Source organism: Streptomyces xanthii (genome assembly GCF_014621695.1).
Classification (GTDB): Bacteria; Actinomycetota; Actinomycetes; order Streptomycetales; family Streptomycetaceae; genus Streptomyces; species Streptomyces xanthii.
On the sequence record NZ_CP061281.1, the window covers coordinates 5445852 to 5466944 of the forward strand.

Here is a 21093-nt window from a genome sequence, read left to right on the forward strand (position 1 = left end):
CGCGGGACCGGCGCCGACGATCCATTGCCCCCGAGGAGAGCCTGTACGTACCCTGTGTTCGCGATGCCGAATGATGGTTGAAATTTCGAACAAGGGAGGGGGTCGGTGATGGGACGCCTCGTGCCGGCCGTGACCCGGGCTCTGGACATCCTCGAGCTCTTCCTGGACGGGGACGGCACGCTGACCGCCCCCGACATCGTCCGCAAGCTGCAGCTGCCCCGCACCACCGTGCACGAGCTGGTCTCCACGCTCGCCGCGCGGCAGTACCTGGTGCAGGAGCCCGGTCAGCCCGGCCGCTACCGGCTGGGCGTGCGCCCCTACCAGCTCGGCAGCCGCTACGCGGAGCAGCTCGACCTCGCCGCCGAGGGACGGGAGGTGGCCCGCGCCGTCGCCGAGACCTGCGACGAGACCGTCCACGTCGCGATCCTCGAGGACACCGACGTCATCTACATCGCCAAGGTCGACTCCACGCACGCCGTACGCATGGTCTCCGCCGCCGGCCGCCGGCTGCCCGCCCACTGCACGTCCGTCGGCAAGATGCTGCTCGCCTCGCTGCCCGAGCCGGAGCTGGACGCCCGCATCCCGGACGACGCCGAGCTGGCCGGCATGACGGAGAACTCGATCACCGACCCGGCCGCCCTGCGCGCCCACCTCGCCGCGATCCGCGCGCGCGGGGTCGCCGTCGAGAGCCGCGAGTCCAACCCGGACGTGTCCTGCGTCGCCGCCCCCGTGCGTGACCGCACCAACCGGGTCGTCGCTGCGCTCTCCGTCTCCGTACCGATGGTCCGCTGGAGCGAGGCCCGCGAGGCCGAGCTCGCCGAGCTGGTCGTGAAGGGCGCCGCCGACCTGTCGGAGCGGCTCGGCCACCGGGGCCGGCCGTGAGGGCCGAGCAGGCCGTCGCCGCCCACGCCGAGCTGGGCGAGGGTCCCACCTGGGACCCGGCCGGCGGCCGGCTGATCTGGGTCGACATCCTCGGCTCCCGCGTCCACACCTACGAGCCCGCCACCGGTCGCCGCACGGTCCGCGCCACCGAGCAGCACGTGGGCGCCGCCAAGCCGCGCACCGACGGCGGCATCGTGCTCAACCTCCGCGACGGCGTGGCGAGTTGGTCCCCGCAAGGTGACTTCTCCTGGCTGCACCGGGACCCGGTGGCGGGCCGGCGCGGCAACGACGCGGCCGTCGCCCCCGACGGCGCGCTCTGGGCCGGGTCCATGCGCTACGACGAGGCACCCGGGGGCGGTCATCTGATCCGCGTCGCCCCCGACGGCACGACCGCCGAGATCCTCACCGGCGTCGCCGTCTCCAACGGCACGGGCTGGAGCCCCGACGGCCGCCTCATGTACTACGTGGATTCCCCGACCCGCCGCGTCGACGTCTTCGACGTACGCGGTGAACACCTCGGCGAGCGGCGGGAGTTCGCGCGGATCCAGGAAGGCGCGGGCTTTCCCGACGGGCTCACCGTGGACGCCGACGGCTGCGTCTGGGTCGCCCTGTGGGACGGCGGCGCCCTCCACCGCTACACCCCGTCCGGCACCCTCGACCGCGTGGTCCCGCTCCCGGTCCGCCGCCCCACCTCCTGCGCCTTCGGCGGCCCCGGCCTGACCGACCTCTACGTGACGACGGCCCGCGTCGGGCTCGCCGCGGCGGCCCCTCTGGAGGGCTCCCTCCTCGTGCTCCCGGACGCGGGGCAAGGCCTTCCGCAACCGGCCTACGGCGAGCGGTAGTTCGTCAAGCGCTCCGGCCCCGCCCGTGGTGGAAACAGGGCGGGGCCGGGGGCTCGCGGGACGGGACTCAGGCACTGAAGGAGTGCACCGTCGTGGTCCGGTACGTCTCGCCGGGACGCAGCACCGTGGACGGGAACGACGGCTGGTTCGGGGAGTCCGGGAAGTGCTGGGTCTCCAGGCAGAGCCCGTCGCCCTGCCGATAGGTCCGGCCGGAGGGGCCGGCGAGGGTGCCGTCGAGGAAGTTGCCGGAGTAGAACTGCACGCCCGGCTGGTCGGTGGCGATCTTCAGGGCGCGGCCGGAACCCGGGTCGCGCAGCGTCGCGAAGGGCACCGGCCGGTCCGTGACGCCCTTGTCCAGAACCCAGTTGTGGTCGAAGCCCTTCGCGGTGACCAGCTGCGGGTGCGCGGTGCGGATGTCCCGGCCGACCGGCTTGGCGCGGCGGAAGTCGAAGGGCGTGCCCGCGACCTTCGCCAGCTCACCGGTCGGGATGAGCCCGGAGTCGGTGGGCGTGAACCGGGAGGCGTCCAGGGTGAGTTCGTGGTCGTAGACGCCGCCGCTGCCCTCGCCCGCGAGGTTGTAGTAGGTGTGGTTGGTGAGGTTGACGACGGTCGCCTTGTCCGTCACCGCCGCGTAGTCGATGCGCCAGTCGCCACGCGCGGTCAGCGTGTAGGTGACCCGCACCCGCAGCGTGCCCGGGTAGCCCATCTCGCCGTCGGGCGACGTGTAGTGGAGCCGCAGCCCCACGTCGGAGCCGGAGACGAAGCCCTCCACGTCCCAGACCCGGGTGTTGAAGCCCCTGGCGCCGCCGTGCAGGGAGTTCTCCCCGTCGTTCACGGACAGCTGGTACGTCCTGCCGTCGAGCGTGAACCGGCCCTTCGCGATGCGGTTGCCGTAGCGTCCGATCGTGGCGCCGAAGAAGGTGGTCCCGGTGACGTACCCCTCGATGTGGTCGTAGCCGAGGGACACGTTCGCGTACCGGCCGTGCCGGTCCGGGAGTTCGAGGGACTGGACGATGCCGCCGTAGGACAGGACCTTGAGACGGGTCCCGCCGTTCTCCAGGGACCAGCGGTCGATCCGTGTCCCGTCGGCGAGCCTGCCGAACTCCTCCCGCACCGGCTTTCGCCCCTGGGCGGGAGAGGCGTGCGCCGTGCTGCCGAGGGCCGTGGCGGCCACACCGGCCGCCGCGGCCGACGCGATGACCGTTCGTCTGCTCGGTTCCATCTGTGACTCCCTTTTCTCGTGAGAAATCGTGAGGGCGTACGTGAGGGAGGCCTACGAGCCCGACCGGCGCTTGTTCCACACGTCGAAGCCGACCGCCGCCAGCAGGGCGAGGCCCTTGATGACCTGCTGCCAGTCGGTGCCGACGCTCAGCAGGTTCATGCCGTTGTTCAGGACGCCGAGGACGAGGCCGCCGATGATCGCGCCGAGGACCGTGCCGACGCCGCCGCTCATGGACGCGCCGCCGATGAACGACGAGGCGATGGCCTCGAGTTCGAAGTTCAGGCCCGCCTTCGGCGACGCCGCGTTCAGGCGCGCCGCGACCACCAGACCGGCCAGCGCCGCGAGGACGCCCATGTTCAGGAAGACCAGGAAGGTGACCTTCTTGTCCTTGACGCCGGACAGCTTCGCCGCGGGCAGGTTGCCGCCGATCGCGTAGATGTGGCGGCCGAACACGGCGTTGCGCATCACATAGCCGTAGCCGACGATCAGCGCGCCGAGGATGAGCAGCACGATCGGCGCGCCCTTGTAGCTGGCGAGCAGCAGCGTGACGACGAGGATCGCCGCGACGATCGCGACCAGCTTCAGCAGGAAGATGTTGCGCGGCAGCACCTGGAGCGAGAACTCCTGCTCCCGCCGGCGGTCGCGGACCTCCTGGAGCACCGCGAACACGATCAGGGCGAGCCCGAGCAGCAGGGTGATGTTGTGGTAGTTGGTCTCCGGGCCGGTCTCCGGGAGGAAGCCGTTGCCCATCTTCTGGAGCCCGTCGGGGAACGGGCCGAGCGTCTGCCCCTTCAGCAGGATCTCCGTGAGCCCGCGGAAGAGCAGCATGCCCGCGAGCGTCACGATGAAGGAGGGGATGCCCAGTTGGGCGATGAGGAAGCCCTGCAGCGCCCCCGCCACCGCGCCGACCAGCAGGCACAGGACGAGCGCGAGCGGCCACGCCACACCGTGCTGCACCGTGAGCACGGCCGCGAACGCGCCGGTGAACGCGGTGAGCGAGCCGACCGACAGGTCGATGTGGCCCGCGATGATCACCAGCATCATGCCGATCGCGAGGATCAGGATGTAGCTGTTCTGGAGGACCAGGTTGGAGACGTTGCGCGGCAGCAGCAGGTCCCCGTCGGTCCACACGGCGAAGAGCGCGATGATCAGGCCGAGCGCGATCAGCATGCCGTACTGGCGCATGTTGCGGCGCAGGCCGTCGAGCACGAGAGGCAGCAGCCCGCCGGCCGAGGCCCCCGGCGGCGCGGCCGCCGGGCTCTTGTCGGTCACTTCGGTGCTCATCCCGTTACCTCTTTGTCCTTCGTCATCTGGCGCATCAGCACTTCCTGCGTGGCCTCGGCCCGCGCGAACTCACCGGTCAGCCGCCCGGCGGCCATGGTGTAGATCCGGTCGCACATGCCGAGCAGTTCGGGCAGTTCGGAGGAGATGAAGACGACCGCCCTGCCCTCGGCGGCCAGCCGGTCGATCACCGTGTAGATCTCGTACTTGGCGCCGACGTCGATGCCGCGCGTCGGCTCGTCGAGGATCAGCACGTCGGGCCCCGCGAAGATCCACTTGCTGAGGACGACCTTCTGCTGGTTGCCGCCCGACAACTTGCCGACCGGCTCGAACACGGTGGGCGCCTTGATGTTCATCGACGTCCGGTACCCCTCGGCGACCTGCCGCTCGTCGTGCTCGTCGACGATCCCGCGCCGGGCCACCTTGCCGAGCGCGGTCAGCGAGATGTTCCGGTTGATCGTGTCGATGAGGTTGAGGCCGTAGTGCTTGCGGTCCTCGGTGACGTACGCGATCCCGTGCCCGATCGCCTCCGCGACGGTGCGCGTACGGATCTCCCGGCCGTCCTTGAGGACGGTGCCGCTCGCGTGCCGCCCGTACGAGCGGCCGAACACGCTCATCGCGAGCTCGGTGCGGCCCGCACCCATCAGCCCGGCGATCCCGACGATCTCCCCGCGCCGCACCCGCACCGACACGTCGTCGACGACCTTGCGCTGCTGGTCGATCGGGTGGTGCACGGTCCAGTCGCGGATCTCCAGGGCGGGCGGGACCCCCTCCTCGGGCTGGTGCGGGGTGCGTTCGGGGAAGCGGTGGTCGAGATCGCGCCCGACCATGCCCGAGATGATCCGGTCCTCGGTCGTCCCCGGGTCCTTGACGTCGAGCGTCTCGATGGACCGGCCGTCGCGGATGATCGTCACCGAGTCGGCGACCTTGCGGATCTCGCCCAGCTTGTGGGAGATGATGATCGAGGTGATGCCCTGCTGCTTCAACTCCAGGATGAGGTCCAGGAGTTTGCCGCTGTCCTCGTCGTTGAGCGCCGCCGTCGGCTCGTCGAGGATGAGCAGCTTCACCTCCTTGGAGAGCGCCTTGGCGATCTCCACGAGCTGCTGCTTTCCGACCCCGATGTCGCACACCCGGGTCTCCGGGTGGTCGTCGAGGCCGACCCGGCGCAGCAGCGCGCTCGCGTGCCGCAGCGTCTCGCGCCAGTCGACGAGCCCGCGCCGGGCGTGCTCGTTGCCGAGGAAGATGTTCTCGGCGAGGGAGAGGAACGGCACGAGGGCCAGCTCCTGGTGGATGATGACGACGCCGTGCTGCTCGCTCGCGCGGATGTCCTTGAAGCGGCAGACCTCTCCGTCGAAGAGGATCTCGCCTCCGTACGTGCCGTGCGGGTGGACGCCGGAGAGGACCTTCATCAGGGTCGACTTGCCGGCGCCGTTCTCCCCGCAGACGGCGTGGACCTCGCCCCTGCGGACGGTCAGGCTGACGTCCGACAGCGCCTTGACGCCGGGAAAGGTCTTGACGATCGAGCGCATTTCCAGGACGGGTCCCGCCATGGTCCTGCCTTCCGGTGAGAGTGGGGTGGGGCGGTCGGTGGGTCCGGTCGGACCGCCGCGCGCTACTTGAGCTGGCCCTCGGTGTAGTAGCCGCCGTCCACCAGCACCGACTGGTAGTTCGCCTTGTCCACGCTCACCGGCTGGAGCAGATAGGCCGGGACGACCTTCGTGCCGTTGTCGTACGACTTGGTGTCGTTGACCTCGGGCTTCTTGCCCTTGAGGGCGTCGTCCACCATGTTCGTGGCGACCTCGGCGAGCTTGCGGAGGTCCTTGTAGACGGTCATCGTCTGCTGGCCCGCGATGATCGACTTCACGGAGGCCAGCTCGGCGTCCTGCCCCGTGATCACCGGGAGCGGCTTCGACGAGGAGCCGTAGTTGTCGGACTTCAGCGCCGACAGGATGCCGATCGAGATGCCGTCGTACGGGGACAGGACCGCGTCGACCTTGGCGCTCTTGTACGACTTGGTGAGGATGTCGTCCATGCGCTTCTGCGCGGTCGCGCCGTCCCAGCGCAGGGTGGTGACCTTGTTGAGCGCGGTCTGCCCGGAGCGGACGACGAGCTTCTTGTCGTCGATGTACGGCTTGAGCACGCTCATCGCGCCGTTGAAGAAGTACCGCGTGTTGTTGTCGTCGTTCGACCCGGCGAACAGCTCGATGTTGAAGGGGCCCTTGCCCTTCTTCAGGCCCAGCCGGTCGACGATGTAGTTCGCCTGCAGCTCGCCGACCTTCGCGTTGTCGAACGAGGCGTAGTAGTCGACGTTCTCCGTGCCGAGGATCAGGCGGTCGTAGGAGATGACGGGGATCTTCGCGTCGGCGGCCTGCTGCAGCACGTTGCCGAGGGACTTGTTGTCGATCGCGGCGACGATCAGCGCCTTGACGCCCTGCGTGATGAGGTTCTCGATCTGCGAGACCTGCTGGTCGGGGTCGTCCTCGCCGAAGACGAGCTTGGTCTTGTACCCCTTCGCCTTGAGGTCCTTCTCCACGTTCTTGCCGTCGGTGATCCAGCGCTCGGAGGACTTGGTCGGCATCGCGATGCCGATCGTGCCGCCCTCGGCGCCGCCCGCCTTCTCCTCGCTGCCGCCCTCGCCGCTCTGGCCGCAGGCGGTGAGGGTGAGGGCGAGGGCCGCTCCTGCGGCGGTCGCGGCGAATGCGGCTCGGCGGTGTGCCATGGTCATCATCCTTGGGTCGGGTACGGATTTCGGTCGGGGTACGGCTTCGATCGGGTACGGCTTCGATCGGGCTGAGCGAGGGGGCGTCAGGCGTCAGGAGGCCATGTCGAAACGCCGGAGGGAGCCGGGCAGCCGGGTGCCCAGGGGCGACATGCCGCCCCCGGCGCCGTGCCGTTCGAGCAGGTCGAGCGCGAGCCGGCCGCGCCGCACCCGCTCCCGGGCGGTGGCCAGCGTGACGTCGCGCAGATGGGCGCCGTAGGGGTAGATCGAGGGCGCCTTGGCGAGGCCGAACTTCAGGTACAACGGGGCGCCGCGGCGCACCAGTTCGGCGATCTCGTACATCCGGACGTACCCGCCGAGGTCGTCCGGAGCCTCCACGTACATGTCCATCGGGGCGGCCGAGACCCGGCGGATCTCGGTCAGATGGGCCAGGGTCAGGTCGCTCGGCACGTTGAGGGAGTCGGCGCCGAGGCGCTCGTAGACGGCGTACGCGGCCGGGTTCACGGGGCCGATGAGCGCGGACACCTTGAGCGTGGTGTCGGCGGGGATCACGCCCGTCGTACGGGCCCGGTGCAGGGTCCACAGCACGCCCTCGTCCGCGACGAGCAGGCACTTCACACCCAGTTCGGTGGCGCGGACGGCGTCCTCGACGCAGCCGGCGACGGCGTCGTGGCCCCGGGAGCGCAGACCCGCGCCGCCCGAGTCGGTGCGCACGGAACCGCCGGTGTCCCAGGTGCCGCGGGGGCCGGTGAACAGGCAGAGCTCGATGCCGCGTGCGGCGGTCGCCTCGGCCATCTCGGTGATCTCGGCGTCCCGCAGCATCCAGACGCCGCTGCCCTGGCTGACGCGGTGCACGGGCACGTCGAGGCGGGCCGACTCGGCCAGTACGGCGGAGAGGGCCTCCGGGCCTTCCACGGACGGTATCTCGACGCGCCAGGTGCCGCCGTCGGGGAAGGTGTGGGGGCTGGTGTCGCCGGGGTCGGCGGGTGGGGCGTGCAGGCCCAGGGCGGACAGTGCGGGTTCGCCGGGGCGGCGGGGTGTGTCGGTCACGCGGGGCCCTTCTTGTGCGGTTCGGTGTTTCCGTTGTTCGGTATCTCGAACGTGGTTCGGATCGGTGGGCGGGACGGGGGCCCAGGCGGGGCCCGCGGCCCAGGCCCTAGGGGCGCAGCAGCACCTTGCCCACCTTCGGATCGCCGGAGACGGTCAGGTCCATCGCCTTCTCGAAGCCGTCCAGGGGGAGTTCATGGGTCACCAGGGGGCGCGGCCGGAGCAGGCCGGCCGCGAACAGGCGGACCGCGTGGGCCCAGGCGGCCGGCGTCGCACCGAACACGGTGCGCACCTCCAGCTGCCGTACGACGAGGTCCGTCGGGTCGAGACCGTCCGCGCCCGGCGCCGGGATCCCGGTGAGCACGAGCCGTCCGCCGCGCCGCGGCAGCGAGGCCGCGGTCCGGGCGGCCGAGGCGGACCCGGCCGCCTCGACGACGACCTCGCGGTCGTCCGGCAGCCGCTCGTCGCACAGCCGGAAGTCCGTCGCCCCGAACTCCCGTGCCAGGCGCTCCCGTTCGCGGTCGAGGCCGACGACGAGGAGGTCCGAGGGCGAGCCGGCCGCGAGGATCTGCACGGCCAGCAGCCCGAGCGTCCCCGCCCCCACGACGGCGACGCGCGCGCCCGGCGGCGCGGCGGCCTTGAGCGCGGCGGCGGCGACGCACGCCGCCGGTTCCAGGAGGGCCGCGGCGGTCAGGTCGGCGTCGTCGGGCAGGACGTGCAGCAGCCGGGCCGGCAGCGTCAGCGTCGCGGCCATCGCCCCGGGCCGGGTGAAGCCCGTCTCCTCGTACCCGGCGGAGCACAGCGTCGTGTCACCGGCGTGGCACCGCTCGCAGACCTGGCAGTTGCGGAAGCCCTCGCCGGCGGTCTTGCGGCCCACGAGCGCGACCGGCACCCCCTCGCCCACGGCCTCCACGACCCCGGACCACTCGTGCCCCGGCGTCACCGGGTAACGCACGTACGGGGCGGGCCGGTTGCCCTGGAAGAGCTCCCGGTCGCTGCCGCACACGCCCACCGCGTGCACCCGCACCCGCGCCTCCCCGGGCCCGGGCGCGGCGGGCGCGTGCGGGACGAGGCGGTGGCGGCCCGGCTCCTCGACGACGACGGCGTGGCTCACGCGCTCCCCTTCGGGTCGCGCTTCTCCCAGCCCTCGGCCCACAGGTCGAACCGGGCCTGCTGCTGCGGGAACTCGGCCGCCGCGTCCACGTCGAGCTCCACACCGAGCCCGGGTGCGTGCGACAGCTCGAAGTAGCCGTCCACGACCTCCGGCGCGCCCTTGACGACGTGCTTGATCCCGGCGTCCGCGAAGTCGTTGAAGTGCTCCAGGATCTTGAAGTTCGGTGCGCTGAAGCCCACTTGGAGCGAGGCGGCGGTCAGCACCGGGCCGCCCACGTTGTGCGGTGCGACCAGCATGTAGTGGGTCTCGGCGGTGGCGGCCAGCTTCCGGGTCTCCCAGATGCCGCCGATGTGGCCCACGTCGGGCTGCAGGACGTCTGCCGCCTGGCTCTCGAACAGCTCCCGGAATTCGATCCGGTCGTGGATCCGCTCGCCCGTCGCCACCGGGATGTCCACCTTGGCAGCGACCTTCTCCAGCGCCTTCAGGTTCTCCGGTGGCACCGGCTCCTCCAGCCAGGCCGGAGCGAAGGGCGCGAGCTCCTTCGCGAGCCGGATCGCGGTCGCGGGGGAGAAGCGGCCGTGCATCTCCAGCATCAGCTCGGCGTCGGGGCCGATGGCGTCCCGCACGGCCTCGATCAGCGACACCGCGTACAGGGACTCCTCGTGGCCCAGCTCGAAGTGCCCGGTCCCGAACGGGTCGATCTTCAGGGCCCGGTAGCCGCGCTCCATGACGCGCTTCGCCGCGTCGTGGTACGCCTCGGGCGTCCGCTCGGTCGTGTACCAGCCGTTCGCGTAGGCCTTCACGCGGTCGGTGACCTTGCCGCCGAGCAGCTGCCAGACGGGGACGCCGAGCGCCTTGCCCTTGATGTCCCAGCAGGCCATCTCGATCACGGCGATGCCCGACATCACGATCTCGCCGGCCCGCCCGTAGTCCCCGTACTTCATCCGGCGCACGAGGTCCTCGATCGCGAACGGGTCGGAGCCCAGGATGTGGTTGGCCTGAGCCTCCTTCAGATAGCCGATCAGTGCGTCCGTGCGGCCCAGCATCCGGGTCTCGCCGACACCCGTGACGCCCTCGTCGGTGTGCACCTGGACATAGGTCAGGTTCCGCCACGGCGTGCCGACCACATGCGTGCTGATTCCCGTGATGCGCAAGGCGATTGCCCCCAGTGATGTTCGATATTTCGTCACGCGTTCGAAATCGTGGCGAGACAGTAAGGACGGCCCTGTGGGGGTGTCAATGGGTCTGCGTGGATCGGCTCACGACGGAAGGGCGTGTTCCGCACAGAAGATTCACAGTGTCGTCGTCCTGCCTCACCGCGTGGCGCCTAGCCTCCCTACGTCATGGACTACTGCCACCCCTGCCGACGCCACCTCAACGGCGCTGTGACCTGCCCCGGTTGCGGCACACCCGCCGAGGCCGTGCGCGCCTACGCCGAGGCGCTCGCCGCGGAGGAGGCGGTCGAGGAGACCGCGCCGGAACCCGAGGACGCGCCGGTCCGCCCGCGCGGCCGGCGGCGCCGGTCCTCCCGGGCCCGGACCCAGCGGCGCAGGCGCCGTCGCGTGCTGCTCGTGGCGGCGGGCCTCGCCCTCGCGGCGGGCGGCCTCGGCGTCGCCGAGCTCTCCGAGTCCGGGGCGCCGGCCGGCAACCAGGCCGCCCCCGACGTCACGGGCGCGGACGAGACCGGCGCCGCCGCGACGCCCTCCGCCGAGCCGAGCCAGGGCTCGACGCCGCCCGCCTCGTACACCGGCAGCCCGACGGCCTCCGCGTCCCCGAGCGCGACCCGCGACGCCGCCGACGCCGAGAAGTCCCCGTCGAAGGAGCGGGAGAAGAAGGAGAGCCCGAGCCCGGACGGCGCGGACACCCCCGCCGCGAGCACACCGCCGGACCGCCCCTCGACCTCCCGGCCCACGACGAGCGCCCCGCGCCCCACCTCCCCGCCGCCCGCCCCGGCCCCGGCGCCGACGGAGACCTGCGACCGCTTCCTGTGGTGGTGCACCTGACGGCTGCCGCCGCACCTGGGCGAGCCGGTCGCCAGGCCGCGCGTCCGGCGGCTCAGGCGGTGCCGGTCATCCGCCGCAGCATGTCCCGGAACACGAGCCGCTCCTCGTGCGACAGCCCGGCCAGCGGCTCCCGGGCGAAGTCCAGCGAGTCCCGCAGGCTCCGCGCGACCCGCACGCCCTCCTCGGTCGGCGCGGCCACCTTCACCCGCCGGTCCCCGGGCGAGGGCCGCCGCTCCACCAGGCCCCGGGTCTCCAGCCGGTCCACGATCCCCGTGATGTTCGACGGCTCGCACTTCAGGCGCTGGGCGATCTGCCGCATCGGCAGCGGGTCGAGCGAGAGCAGCCCGAGGACCCGCGCCTGCGCCCCCGTGAGGCGGTGCCGCGCGGCGGCCTCCTCGTACTCCTGGTGGTAGCGCGCGACGACGGCTCCGATCAGCTCGACGACTTCGAGCGTGAGGGGGTCGGTGCGGCGCGAACGGGTGGCGGTCATGCCGTCCAGGGTACCCAGATACTTGACATTCTGAAATATTCAGACGCATGGTTGTTTCAGGTAGTGAAACATTCGGAGCAACCGTCCGAGCCGTACCCCCAGCCGCGAAGGATCAGCGCATGTCCGCCGACACCCCTCAGATTCCCGCCACCGGCCGCGAGTGGGCCCTGATCAGCCGCCCGGTCGGCTGGCCGAAGCCCGAGGACTTCGAGCTGCGCGAGGCCCCCGTCGAGGCGCCCGCCGCCGGCCAGGTCCTGGTCAAGAACCTGTACCTGTCGGTCGACCCGTACATGCGCGGCCGGATGAGCGCCGCGAAGTCGTACGTCGCCCCGTACGAGCTGGGCAAGGCCATGCAGGGCGGCGCGGTCGGCGTCGTCATCGCCTCGAACGACGAGGGCGTCGCGGTCGGCGACCACGTCCTGCACTTCTTCGGCTGGCGCGAGTACGCGACCTTCGACGCCAAGCAGGCCGTCAAGGTCGACCCGGACGCCGCGCCCCTGTCCACCTACCTCGGCGTCCTCGGCATGACCGGCCTCACCGCCTACGCGGGCCTGCTGCGCACCCTCTCCTTCAAGGAGGGCGACAGCGTCTTCGTGTCCGGCGCGGCGGGCGCGGTCGGCAGCCAGGTCGGCCAGATCGCCAAGCTCAAGGGCGCCTCGCGCGTCATCGGCTCGGCCGGCTCGGACGAGAAGGTCAAGCTGCTCCTGGAGGAGTACGGCTTCGACGCGGCTTTCAACTACAAGACGGGCGAGGTCCACAGCCTCCTGAAGGAGGCGGCCCCCGACGGCATCGACACCTACTTCGACAACGTCGGCGGTGAACACCTGGAGGCCGCCATCGGCCGTCTGAACCGTGACGGGCGCATCGCCATCTGCGGCGCGATCTCCGTCTACAACACCACGGAGCCGGCCCCGGGCCCCCGCAACCTCGCGCGCCTGATCCAGACCCGCGGCCGCATCGAGGGCTTCCTCGTCGGCGACCACTACGACCTGCAGCCGCAGTTCGTGCAGGAGGTCGGCGCCTGGATCCGCTCCGGTGAGCTCAAGTACCGCGAGACCTTCGTGGACGGCATCGAGAACAACCTGGAGGCGTTCATGGGCGTCCTCCGCGGCGACAACACCGGCAAGATGATCGTCAAGCTCTGACATCCACCGCTTCCGGTACGCACTGTGGCCCCCGTCTGTGACGGGGGCCACTTTCGTTCTGCGCGCCATTCGCTACTCTCTTTCCGTAATACGGATCTGACTTTCCGCTTAATGGATTGATTGAGGGAGTACGGGCATGGCCATCACGCAGTCCGACGTCGTCTACACCGCCGTAGCCACCGCCGAGAACGGCCGCGACGGCCGCGTCGCCACCGACGACGGCAAGCTCGACGTCGTCGTGAACCCGCCGAAGGAGCAGGGCGGCTCGGGCGAGGGCACCAACCCGGAGCAGCTCTTCGCCGCCGGCTACAGCGCCTGCTTCCAGGGCGCCCTCGCCGTCGTCGCCCGCCAGGAGAACGCCGACGTCTCCGGCTCGACCGTCACCGCCCACGTCGGCATCGGCAAGAACGACGAGGGCTTCGGCATCATCGTCGACATCAAGGCGTCGATCCCGAACGTGGACGCGGCCACCGCCAAGGACCTCGTCGAGAAGGCCCACCAGGTCTGCCCGTACTCCAAGGCGACCCGCGGCAACATCACGGTCACGCTCTCCGTCTGAGCCTGACAGGCCCGCAGAGGCCGCCGGACCCGTCCCGTAAGGTGTGCGCCATGCGTGATCTCGGGGCGGGCTTCGGCTATCTGATGAAGGGGCAACGATGGGTTGCCCAGCACGGCAAGCAGTACGGCTGGAGCCTGCTGCCCGGTCTGATCACCCTGGTCCTGTACGCGGCCGCGCTGGTCTGCCTCGCCGTCTGGGGCACCGACTTCGTCGGGTGGGCCACCCCGTTCGCCGACGACTGGTCCTCGCCGTGGCTCGGCCTCTTCCGCGGCTTCCTCACCGTCGTCCTCTTCGCCCTCGCGCTGCTCCTGTCGGTACTGACCTTCACCGCGGTCACGCTCCTGATCGGCCAGCCCTTCTACGAGTCCCTGTCCGAGCAGGTCGACATCGCCGAGGGCGGCCACGCCCCCGAGTCCGGCCTGCCGCTCTGGCGCGAGCTGTGGATCTCGGCGCGCGACAGCCTCCGCATCCTGCTCCGCGCCGGCCTGTGGGGCGTTCTCCTCTTCGCCTGCGGCTTCCTCCCCTTCGTCGGCCAGACGGTCGTCCCCGTCATCGGCTTCTTCGTCACGGGCTTCTTCCTCACGGAGGAACTGACGGCGGTGGCCCTCCAGCGCCGCGAGGTCCAACTCCGCGACCGCCTCGCCCTGTTGCGCTCCCGCAAGTCCCTGGTCTGGGGCTTCGGCACGCCGTTGGCGGTGGCGTTCCTGGTCCCGTTCGTGGCGGTCTTCCTGATGCCGGGCGCCGTCGCCGGGGCCACCCTGATGGTCCGGGACCTCGAGTCCCCGCCCGACGACAGCGCCGCGTCGGGCGTGCGCCCGGCCACGCCGCACCCGCACCCGCACCCCGCGCCGAACCCCTACACGGCGGACGGCACCCCGCGATGAAGACCGCGAACCTCGCAGTCCTGTTCGCCGTCGAGCTGATCGCCCTCGGCGCGGTCGGCGCCTACGGCTTCACCCGCGACGTCTCCACCGCGCTGGCCTGGCTCTACGGCCTCCTGGGCCTGGCCGTGATGATCACCACCTGGTCCCTCTTCGGCTCACCGAAGGCCCGCTGGAAGACCCGCGGCGCCGCACGCGTCGCCTTCGAGCTGGCCTGGTTCGGCGCCGGAGTCGCCGCCCTCGCCCTGTCCGGCGCCTACGTCTGGGCCGCCCTGTTCGCCGCCGTCTGCGCCGTGAGCAAGGCCCTGGCCGCCGCCTGGGAGCAGTAGGCGGAGGATCAGGCGTCGGTGCCGAACGTGTACACCGTCCGCGACCGGAACACCTCGCCGGGCCGCAGCACCGTGGACGGGAACTCCGGCCGGTTGGGCGAGTCCGGGAAGTGCTGGGTCTCCAGCGCGATCCCGGCGCCCGGCTCGAACGGCAGCGCCGCGTCGAAGTGATCGGCCGTGTAGAGCTGCAGCCCCGGCTCGGTCGTCGCGACTCCCAGCGTCCGCCCCGACACCGGGTCGTGCAGCCCTGCCACCTCCACCGCCCGGGCCGTGACGCCCTTGTCCAGCACGTAGTTGTGGTCGTACCCGGACCCGGCCGTCCGCGGGGCGCGGAAGTCGAAGCGGGTCCCGGTCACGTCGAGCAGCTCACCGGTCGGCACCAGATCGCCGTCCGCCATGGTCACCCGCCCGCCGTCGATCCGCACCGCGTGCCCGGCCGCGCTCCCCGCCTTCCCGTCCGTGCCGCCCAGGTTCCAGTACGTGTGATTGGTCAGGTTCACCACCGTCGGGGCGTCGGTGACCGCCTCGTACGTGATGCTCAACGCCCCGCCCGCCTCCAGCGCGTACGTCGCCGACACCTCCAGACGGCCCGGGAAACCCTCCTCGCCGTCCGGTGACACCCGGCTCAGCCGCACCGCGTACGGACCGGCCTGCTCCGCCGCCCACACGTGTCGGTCGAAGCCGCGCTCACCGCCGTGCAGCGCGTTCGGCCCGTTGTTCCGCGCGAGCGGGTACGTGTGCCCGTCGAGCGTGAAGCGGCCCTGGGCGATCCGGTTCGCGTAGCGGCCGACCAGCGCCCCGAAGTACGGCCCCGTGTGCCTCAGATAGCCGTCGAGATCAGCGAACCCGAGCACCACGTCGGCTCGCGCGCCCGTCCGGTCGGGCGTCTCGACCGATTGCACGATCCCGCCGTACGTCAGGACGCGCACCCGCACCCCGTCCCGTTCGAGCGTCCAGCGATGGACATCGGACGAGAGAAGTTCATCGGTGTCGGAAAGTGTGCCGAAAAGTTCGCTGCGCATGATCGGGACCCTACGCCGGGCCCCGCCGGCTCACGCCCCGGGTTCCCGCACCGGCTCCCTCGACGTCACCCCGCGGTACGCGAGCGCCGCGAGCCGCGCCTGCCCGTCCCGGCTCGGATGGAACCAGTCCCAGTGGCTCAACTGCCGCTGCCCGAACCGGTAGTCGAAGACCGCGCCGCCGTCGTACCGGCACCGCTCGTCCTGCGCGCACACGTCCTCGAGCACCTTGTTGTACGCGATCACGCGCTCCTGCACCCGGTCCCGCCGGGCCCCCGCGACCGCGTCCAGGGCGTCCGGATCGGCCAGCATCGACGAACAGATCCCGAGCTTCCACACCTGCTTGCCCAGATCGCTGGCGCGGCCCTCGGACCACAGCCGCTTCAGGTCCGGCACGCTCATCACGTAGACCTGCGCCTTCGGCGCCGCCTCGCGCAGCCGGCGCAGCGACTTCTCGAAGTCCTCCCGGAACGTGCTGACCGGCGTCATCGACGTGGCGGTCGGCCGGCACGCGTCGTTGGACCCCGCCATCACCGTCACCAGTTCCGGGGTGCGGGCCCCGGCCCGCGCCATCTGCGCCGGCAGGTCCTCCATCCGGGCACCGGTGCGCGCGTAGTTCCAACTGTGCGTCTGCGCGCGGCTCGTGCCCAGCAGCCGTACCGCGAGACTGCGTACCTGCGCGTCCGAACCCGTCGCCCACGACACCTCGGGGCAGTCCGACAGGACGCTGCACGCGTCGAAGCCGCGCGTGATCGAGTCGCCCACCGCGGCGACCGACTCCGGGCTCGTGTCCCAGGCCGGCGTGGGGGAGGGGGACGGCGAGGGCGAGGAACGGGTGCCGCGCGCGCCCTGCGAGGTGTCGGCCGTGCCCGAACAGGCCGTCAGCGCCGAGAGACCGAGGACGCCCGCCACCACACCGGCCACCGCCCGGTGACTCCGCGCCCGCATCCGTGGTCCTCTCCGTCAATCGCCGTCGTCAAGCTTCGTCCGCCGTGCGCACACCCTGCCGCCCCGTCTGACGCCGTACGCGGGGCCGGGGTTGCGCCCCGCCGGGTGAAAGGTCGGAGTTTGTGCGCCCCGGGACCGACAGTACGACACACTCCTTGCACCGCTCCGCGATAGCCTCGCCCCGGGGTCCCGGGTCGGTCCGGTGAGATCTCGCTGTACCGGTTCCGCTAAATTACAACACGTTAAATTTGCCCCTTTTTGTCGGAGTCTTTTCGATCCGGTCGACACGGGAGGTCCCGGTGACGACACGTGGAGTTCTCTACGTGCACTCCGCGCCACGCGCGCTGTGCCCGCATGTCGAGTGGGCGGTCGCGGGCGTGCTCGGTGCGCGCGTCAGTCTCGACTGGATCAGACAGCCCGCGGCGCCCGGCACCTGGAGATCGGAGTTCTCCTGGCGGGGCGAGGCCGGTACCGCCGCCCAACTCGCCTCCGCACTGCGCGGCTGGCAGCTGCTGCGCTTCGAGGTCACGGCCGAGCCCTGCGCGGCGGCCGAGGGCGAGCGCTACAGCGCCACACCCGAACTCGGCATCTTCCACGCCGTCACCGGTGTGCACGGCGACATCCTGATCCCGGAGGACCGTCTGCGCGCCGCCCTGACCCGCTCCCAGCGCGGCGAGACCGACCTGGAGTCCGAGGTCGCCCGCCTCCTCGGCAAGCCCTGGGACGACGAACTGGAACCCTTCCGCTACGCGGGCGAGGGCGCACCCGTGCGCTGGCTCCACCAGGTCGTGTAGCGCGCCGGGAATGACGAAGGGGCCCGCCGGGATCGAATCCCGGCGGGCCCCTTCACCGCTGAACGGCAGGTCAGACGGACCTGAACGCCAGCACCACGTTGTGGCCGCCGAAGCCGAACGAGTCGTTCAGCGCGGCGATCCGGCCCTCGACGGGCAGCTTGCGCGCCTCACCGCGGACGATGTCCGCTGCGGCAGCGGCCTCGGGGTCCAGGTTCTCCACGTTGATCGTCGGCGGAGCCACCCGGTGGTACAGGGCGAGGATCGACGCGACGGACTCGATGCCGCCCGCGCCACCGAGCAGGTGCCCGGTCATCGACTTCGTCGCGGAGACCGCGAAGTGGTCCGTGTCGTCGCCGAAGACCTTGCGCAGCGCCTTCAGTTCGGCCACGTCACCGGCCGGCGTCGAGGTCGCGTGCGCGTTCACGTGCACGATCTCGGCCGGGTCCAGGTCGGAGTTGTCCAGCAGGTTCTGCAGGGCCTGCGCGATGCCGCGGCCCTCCGGCTCCGGCTGCACGATGTCGTGGCTGTCGGCGGAGATGCCCTGGCCGACCGCCTCCGCGTAGACGCGGGCGCCACGCTTGGCGGCGTGCTCGGCGGACTCCAGGACGATGACGCCGGCACCCTCACCGAGGACGAAGCCGTCCCGGCCGGTGTCGTAGGGGCGCGAGGCACCCTGCGGGTCGTCGTTGTTCTTCGACATCGCCATCATGTTGCCGAACGCGGCGATGGGGAGCGGGTGGATGGCCGCCTCCGTGCCACCGCAGACGACGACGTCGGCGCGGCCGGTGCGGATCATCTCGATGCCGTAGCCGATGGCCTCGGCGCCCGACGCACAGGCGGAGACCGGGGTGTGGACACCCGCGCGGGCGTTCACGGCCAGGCCCACGTTGGCCGACGGGCCGTTGGGCATCAGCATCGGAACGGTGTGCGGGGAGACGCGGCGGACGCCCTTCTCCTTCAGCACGTCGTACTGGTCGAGCAGCGTGGTCACGCCGCCGATGCCGGACGCGATGACGGCGCCCAGACGGTCGGGGTCCACGCTCTCGTCCTCGCCGGCCTTGGCGGTGAAGCCGGCGTCGGCCCACGCCTCCTTGGCGGCGATCAGAGCGAACTGGGCGGAACGATCCAGCTTGCGGGCCTGCGGGCGAGGGATGACCTCGCTCGGGTCCACGGCGACCGGAGCCGCGATGCGGACCGCCTGCTCGGCGGCCCACTCCTGTTCGAGGGGCTTGACGCCGGAACGTCCGGCGACCAGGCCCTCCCAGGTGGACGTCGCGTCGCCACCCAGCGGTGTGGTTGCGCCGATACCGGTGACGACCACGGTGCGATTGGTCGAGCTCACAGGAATTCTTTCTCCAACGGATACGAGGGATTCAGCGGCGCCACCGCCGGGTGGCGGAGCGACCGACCTCAGGGTCTTGAGCCGGCGGCTCAGGCCTGGTGGTCGAGGATGTACTTCGTGGCGTCGCCGACGGTCTTGAGGTTCTTGACGTCGTCGTCCGGGATCTTGACGTCGAAGCGCTCTTCGGCGGCGACGACGACCTCGACCATGGACAGCGAGTCGACGTCCAGGTCGTCGGTGAAGGACTTGTCCAGCTGGACGTCCTCGGTGGGGATGCCGGCGATCTCGTTCACGATCTCGGCGAGACCCGCGACGATCTCTTCCTGAGTGGCGGCCATGATGGCGCTCCTTCGGTGTGTATCCAGAGGTGGGGCGGTGTGCCGTCCGGACCTGACGATCCGGTGCGGGACACCTAGGGGAGGGTAACGACCGTGGCGGCGTACACGAGACCCGCCCCGAAGCCGATGACGAGCGCGGTGTCGCCGCTCTTGGCCTCGCCGGTCGCCAGGAGCCGCTCCATAGCGAGCGGGATCGAGGCGGCCGAGGTGTTGCCGGTGGTGCGCACGTCGCGGGCGACCGTGACGTGCTCCGGCAGCTTGAGAGTCTTCACCATCGAGTCGATGATCCGCTCGTTGGCCTGGTGAGGAATGAAGACATCCAGGTCGTCCGGGGTGATTCCGGCCGCGTCCAGCGCCTGCTGGGCGACCTTCGCCATCTCGAACACGGCCCAGCGGAAGACCGCCTGGCCCTCCTGCGTGATCGCAGGGAACTTGACGTTGCCCGACTCGTCGAGGGGCAGCTGCGCGACGTCGCCGACACGGAAGGTGTCCCACGGCATCGTCTGCTTGATCGTGCCGGCCTTGTCGCCCTCGGAACCCCACACGGTCGGGCCGATCGCGGGCTCCTGGGCGGGGCCGACGATCACGGCACCGGCGCCGTCACCGAACAGGAAGGCCGTCGCGCGGTCCTCCAGGTCGGTCAGGTCCGACAGCCGCTCCACACCGATGACGAGGACGTACTCCGCCGAGCCCTCGACGATCATGCCCTTGGCCAGGGTCAGACCGTAGCCGAAACCGGCGCAGCCGGCGGAGATGTCGAACGCGGCGGCCTTCTGCGTGCCCAGCCTGTCCGCGATCTCCGTCGCGATGGCCGGGGTCTGCGCGAAGTGCGAGACCGTCGACACGACCACGGCGCCGATCTGCTCGGGCCGGATGCCCGCGTCGGCGATGGCCTTGCCGGAGGCCTCGACCGACATCATCGAGACGGTCTCCTCGTCGTTCGCCCAGTGCCGCGTGGAGATGCCGGAGCGCGAACGGATCCACTCGTCGGAGGAGTCGATCTTCTCGAGGATCACCTCGTTGGGCACGACCCGCGTCGGGCGGTAGCCGCCCACGCCGAGGATCCGCGCGTACGGAGCACCCTTGCTGGGCTTGATCTTCGACATGCTGCTCGGATCTCCTTCTCAGGCCGTAACGTCGGCGATCAGGGCGCGGGCCGCGTCGAGGTCGTCGGGGGTCTTCAGGGCGAGGGTCTTCACGCCGGGCAGGGCGCGCTTGGCGATGCCGGTGAGCGTGCCGCCGGGGCACACCTCGATCAGCGCGGTGACGCCGAGCTCCTGGAACGTCTCCATGCACAGGTCCCAGCGGACCGGGTTCGCGACCTGGCCGACGAGCCGGGACACGACCTCGGCGCCGGTCGCGACGGCCCGGCCGTCCTTGTTCGACACGTACGTGACCGTGGGGTCGGCCGGGGCCAGCGCCTTGGCGGCCTCCTCCAGCGTCGCCACGGCCGGGGCCATGTGCTCGGTGTGGAACGCGCCGGCCACCTTCAGCGGCACCACGCGGCGCACGCCCTCGGGCTTGTCGGCGTCGAGCGCGGCCAGCTGCTCCAGCGTGCCGGCGGCCACGATCTGGCCCGCGCCGTTCACGTTCGCGGCGGTCAGGCCCAGCTTCTCCAGGTGCGGGACGGTCACCTCGGGGTCGCCGCCGAGCAGCGCCGACATGCCCGTCTCGGTGATCGCGGCGGCCTCGGCCATCGCCAGACCGCGCGAGCGCACGAGCTTCAGCGCGGCCGTGTCGTCGAGGACACCGGCGAACGCGGCGGCGGTGAACTCGCCGACGCTGTGGCCCGCCACGGCGCCGGGGGCGAGGTCACCGAGCGCGGACGCCGAGAGGATTCCGGCCGCGACGAGCAGCGGCTGGGCGACGGCCGTGTCACGGATCGCGTCCGCGTCGGCCTGCGTGCCGTAGTGGGCGAGGTCGAGTCCGATGGCGTCGGACCAGGCCGCGACGCGGTCCGCTGCGCCGGGGAGGTCGAGCCAGGGAGTCAGGAAGCCGGGCGTCTGAGCGCCTTGGCCGGGAGCGACGAGTACGAGCACTCTCACACTCTCTCTTGGGGACGGGTCGGGCCGCCCGTGGGGACAGGGACGAAGAACCGAAGGGGGAATTGTAGACCCCCGACAAACGGCAATGCCTGA

General features: G+C 71.2%; 22 protein-coding genes. 8 read left to right on the forward strand and 14 right to left on the reverse strand.

Annotation, left to right across the window (positions count from 1 at the left end; translation table 11 throughout):
- Positions 1 to 108: 108 nt before the first annotated feature.
- Together IAG42_RS24485 and IAG42_RS24490 are read left to right on the forward strand one after the other, a co-directional pair.
- A complete protein-coding gene (locus IAG42_RS24485; RefSeq protein ID WP_188339110.1) occupies positions 109 to 882 on the forward strand; it encodes an IclR family transcriptional regulator in 774 nt (257 codons plus the stop codon).
- Positions 879 to 1724 carry an SMP-30/gluconolactonase/LRE family protein gene (locus tag IAG42_RS24490; protein WP_188339111.1) on the forward strand — a complete coding sequence of 282 codons (846 nt, stop codon included), beginning with the start codon at positions 879 to 881 and terminating at the stop codon, positions 1722 to 1724. The genes IAG42_RS24485 and IAG42_RS24490 overlap by 4 nt, the downstream gene beginning before the upstream one ends.
- Before the next feature lie 67 nt (positions 1725 to 1791).
- Here IAG42_RS24490 and IAG42_RS24495 read toward each other — a convergent pair whose 3' ends face one another.
- The 7 genes from IAG42_RS24495 to IAG42_RS24525 form a co-directional block, all read right to left on the reverse strand.
- Positions 1792 to 2946, reverse strand: a complete 1155-nt coding sequence (locus IAG42_RS24495) for an aldose epimerase family protein (protein WP_188339112.1) — start codon at positions 2944 to 2946, stop codon at positions 1792 to 1794.
- Positions 2947 to 2997: 51 nt separating this feature from the next.
- Entirely contained in the window at positions 2998 to 4230 is a 1233-nt protein-coding gene (mmsB, locus tag IAG42_RS24500) for a multiple monosaccharide ABC transporter permease (RefSeq protein ID WP_188339113.1), read from the reverse strand.
- Complete coding sequence (gene mmsA / locus IAG42_RS24505) at positions 4227 to 5777, reverse strand: multiple monosaccharide ABC transporter ATP-binding protein (RefSeq protein ID WP_188339114.1); 1551 nt, start codon at positions 5775 to 5777, stop codon at positions 4227 to 4229. The genes mmsB and mmsA overlap by 4 nt, the downstream gene beginning before the upstream one ends.
- 62 nt (positions 5778 to 5839) lie before the next feature.
- Positions 5840 to 6946: a multiple monosaccharide ABC transporter substrate-binding protein gene (gene chvE, locus IAG42_RS24510; protein WP_188339115.1), complete on the reverse strand. Its 1107-nt coding sequence runs from the start codon at positions 6944 to 6946 to the stop codon at positions 5840 to 5842.
- 93 nt (positions 6947 to 7039) lie between these two features.
- Entirely contained in the window at positions 7040 to 7996 is a 957-nt protein-coding gene (locus IAG42_RS24515) for a hypothetical protein (protein WP_188339116.1), read from the reverse strand.
- Positions 7997 to 8102: 106 nt separating this feature from the next.
- On the reverse strand, positions 8103 to 9107 hold the full coding sequence (locus IAG42_RS24520; RefSeq protein ID WP_188339117.1) for a zinc-dependent alcohol dehydrogenase: 1005 nt from the start codon (positions 9105 to 9107) through the stop codon (positions 8103 to 8105).
- Entirely contained in the window at positions 9104 to 10261 is a 1158-nt protein-coding gene (locus tag IAG42_RS24525; RefSeq protein WP_188339118.1) for a mandelate racemase/muconate lactonizing enzyme family protein, read from the reverse strand. The genes IAG42_RS24520 and IAG42_RS24525 overlap by 4 nt, the downstream gene beginning before the upstream one ends.
- Positions 10262 to 10450: 189 nt before the next feature.
- On the opposite strand from IAG42_RS24525, the gene IAG42_RS24530 reads away from it, so the two are divergent.
- On the forward strand, positions 10451 to 11110 hold the full coding sequence (locus IAG42_RS24530; RefSeq protein WP_188339119.1) for an SCO2400 family protein: 660 nt from the start codon (positions 10451 to 10453) through the stop codon (positions 11108 to 11110).
- A 52-nt stretch (positions 11111 to 11162) separates the two neighbouring features.
- Here IAG42_RS24530 and IAG42_RS24535 read toward each other — a convergent pair whose 3' ends face one another.
- The gene (locus IAG42_RS24535; protein WP_188339120.1) at positions 11163 to 11600 is read right to left on the reverse strand and encodes a MarR family winged helix-turn-helix transcriptional regulator; all 438 of its coding nucleotides are present in this window, start codon (positions 11598 to 11600) and stop codon (positions 11163 to 11165) included.
- Between the two features lie 119 nt (positions 11601 to 11719).
- On the opposite strand from IAG42_RS24535, the gene IAG42_RS24540 reads away from it, so the two are divergent.
- The 4 genes from IAG42_RS24540 (at position 11720) to IAG42_RS24555 (ending at position 14514) form a co-directional block, all read left to right on the forward strand.
- Positions 11720 to 12745, forward strand: coding sequence for an NADP-dependent oxidoreductase (locus tag IAG42_RS24540; protein ID WP_188339121.1), 1026 nt, complete (start codon positions 11720 to 11722; stop codon positions 12743 to 12745).
- Positions 12746 to 12881: 136 nt separating this feature from the next.
- Positions 12882 to 13304: an organic hydroperoxide resistance protein gene (locus IAG42_RS24545; RefSeq protein WP_188339122.1), complete on the forward strand. Its 423-nt coding sequence runs from the start codon at positions 12882 to 12884 to the stop codon at positions 13302 to 13304.
- Between the two features lie 50 nt (positions 13305 to 13354).
- The gene (locus tag IAG42_RS24550; RefSeq protein WP_188339123.1) at positions 13355 to 14188 is read left to right on the forward strand and encodes an EI24 domain-containing protein; all 834 of its coding nucleotides are present in this window, start codon (positions 13355 to 13357) and stop codon (positions 14186 to 14188) included.
- Entirely contained in the window at positions 14185 to 14514 is a 330-nt protein-coding gene (locus tag IAG42_RS24555; protein WP_188339124.1) for a YrdB family protein, read from the forward strand. Before IAG42_RS24550 ends, IAG42_RS24555 begins: the two co-directional genes overlap by 4 nt.
- An 8-nt stretch (positions 14515 to 14522) precedes the next feature.
- Here IAG42_RS24555 and IAG42_RS24560 read toward each other — a convergent pair whose 3' ends face one another.
- Positions 14523 to 15536 (reverse strand): aldose epimerase family protein, encoded by a 1014-nt coding sequence (locus IAG42_RS24560; protein ID WP_188339125.1) that lies wholly within the window; start codon positions 15534 to 15536, stop codon positions 14523 to 14525.
- Positions 15537 to 15566: 30 nt separating this feature from the next.
- Positions 15567 to 16481 carry an SGNH/GDSL hydrolase family protein gene (locus IAG42_RS24565; RefSeq protein WP_188339126.1) on the reverse strand — a complete coding sequence of 305 codons (915 nt, stop codon included), beginning with the start codon at positions 16479 to 16481 and terminating at the stop codon, positions 15567 to 15569.
- A 299-nt stretch (positions 16482 to 16780) separates the two neighbouring features.
- On the opposite strand from IAG42_RS24565, the gene IAG42_RS24570 reads away from it, so the two are divergent.
- Positions 16781 to 17275 carry a DUF3145 domain-containing protein gene (locus tag IAG42_RS24570; RefSeq protein WP_188339127.1) on the forward strand — a complete coding sequence of 165 codons (495 nt, stop codon included), beginning with the start codon at positions 16781 to 16783 and terminating at the stop codon, positions 17273 to 17275.
- 70 nt (positions 17276 to 17345) lie between these two features.
- On the opposite strand, the gene IAG42_RS24575 is transcribed toward IAG42_RS24570, so the two are convergent.
- The 4 genes from IAG42_RS24575 to IAG42_RS24590 all read right to left on the reverse strand — a co-directional run bounded on the left by IAG42_RS24575 (position 17346) and on the right by IAG42_RS24590 (position 20994).
- On the reverse strand, positions 17346 to 18617 hold the full coding sequence (locus IAG42_RS24575) for a beta-ketoacyl-[acyl-carrier-protein] synthase family protein (RefSeq protein ID WP_188339128.1): 1272 nt from the start codon (positions 18615 to 18617) through the stop codon (positions 17346 to 17348).
- 89 nt (positions 18618 to 18706) lie between these two features.
- On the reverse strand, positions 18707 to 18955 hold the full coding sequence (locus tag IAG42_RS24580; protein ID WP_018530896.1) for an acyl carrier protein: 249 nt from the start codon (positions 18953 to 18955) through the stop codon (positions 18707 to 18709).
- A 74-nt stretch (positions 18956 to 19029) separates the two neighbouring features.
- On the reverse strand, positions 19030 to 20061 hold the full coding sequence (locus IAG42_RS24585; RefSeq protein WP_188339129.1) for a ketoacyl-ACP synthase III: 1032 nt from the start codon (positions 20059 to 20061) through the stop codon (positions 19030 to 19032).
- Between the two features lie 18 nt (positions 20062 to 20079).
- Positions 20080 to 20994 carry an ACP S-malonyltransferase gene (locus tag IAG42_RS24590; protein ID WP_188339130.1) on the reverse strand — a complete coding sequence of 305 codons (915 nt, stop codon included), beginning with the start codon at positions 20992 to 20994 and terminating at the stop codon, positions 20080 to 20082.
- Positions 20995 to 21093 lie beyond the last annotated feature (99 nt).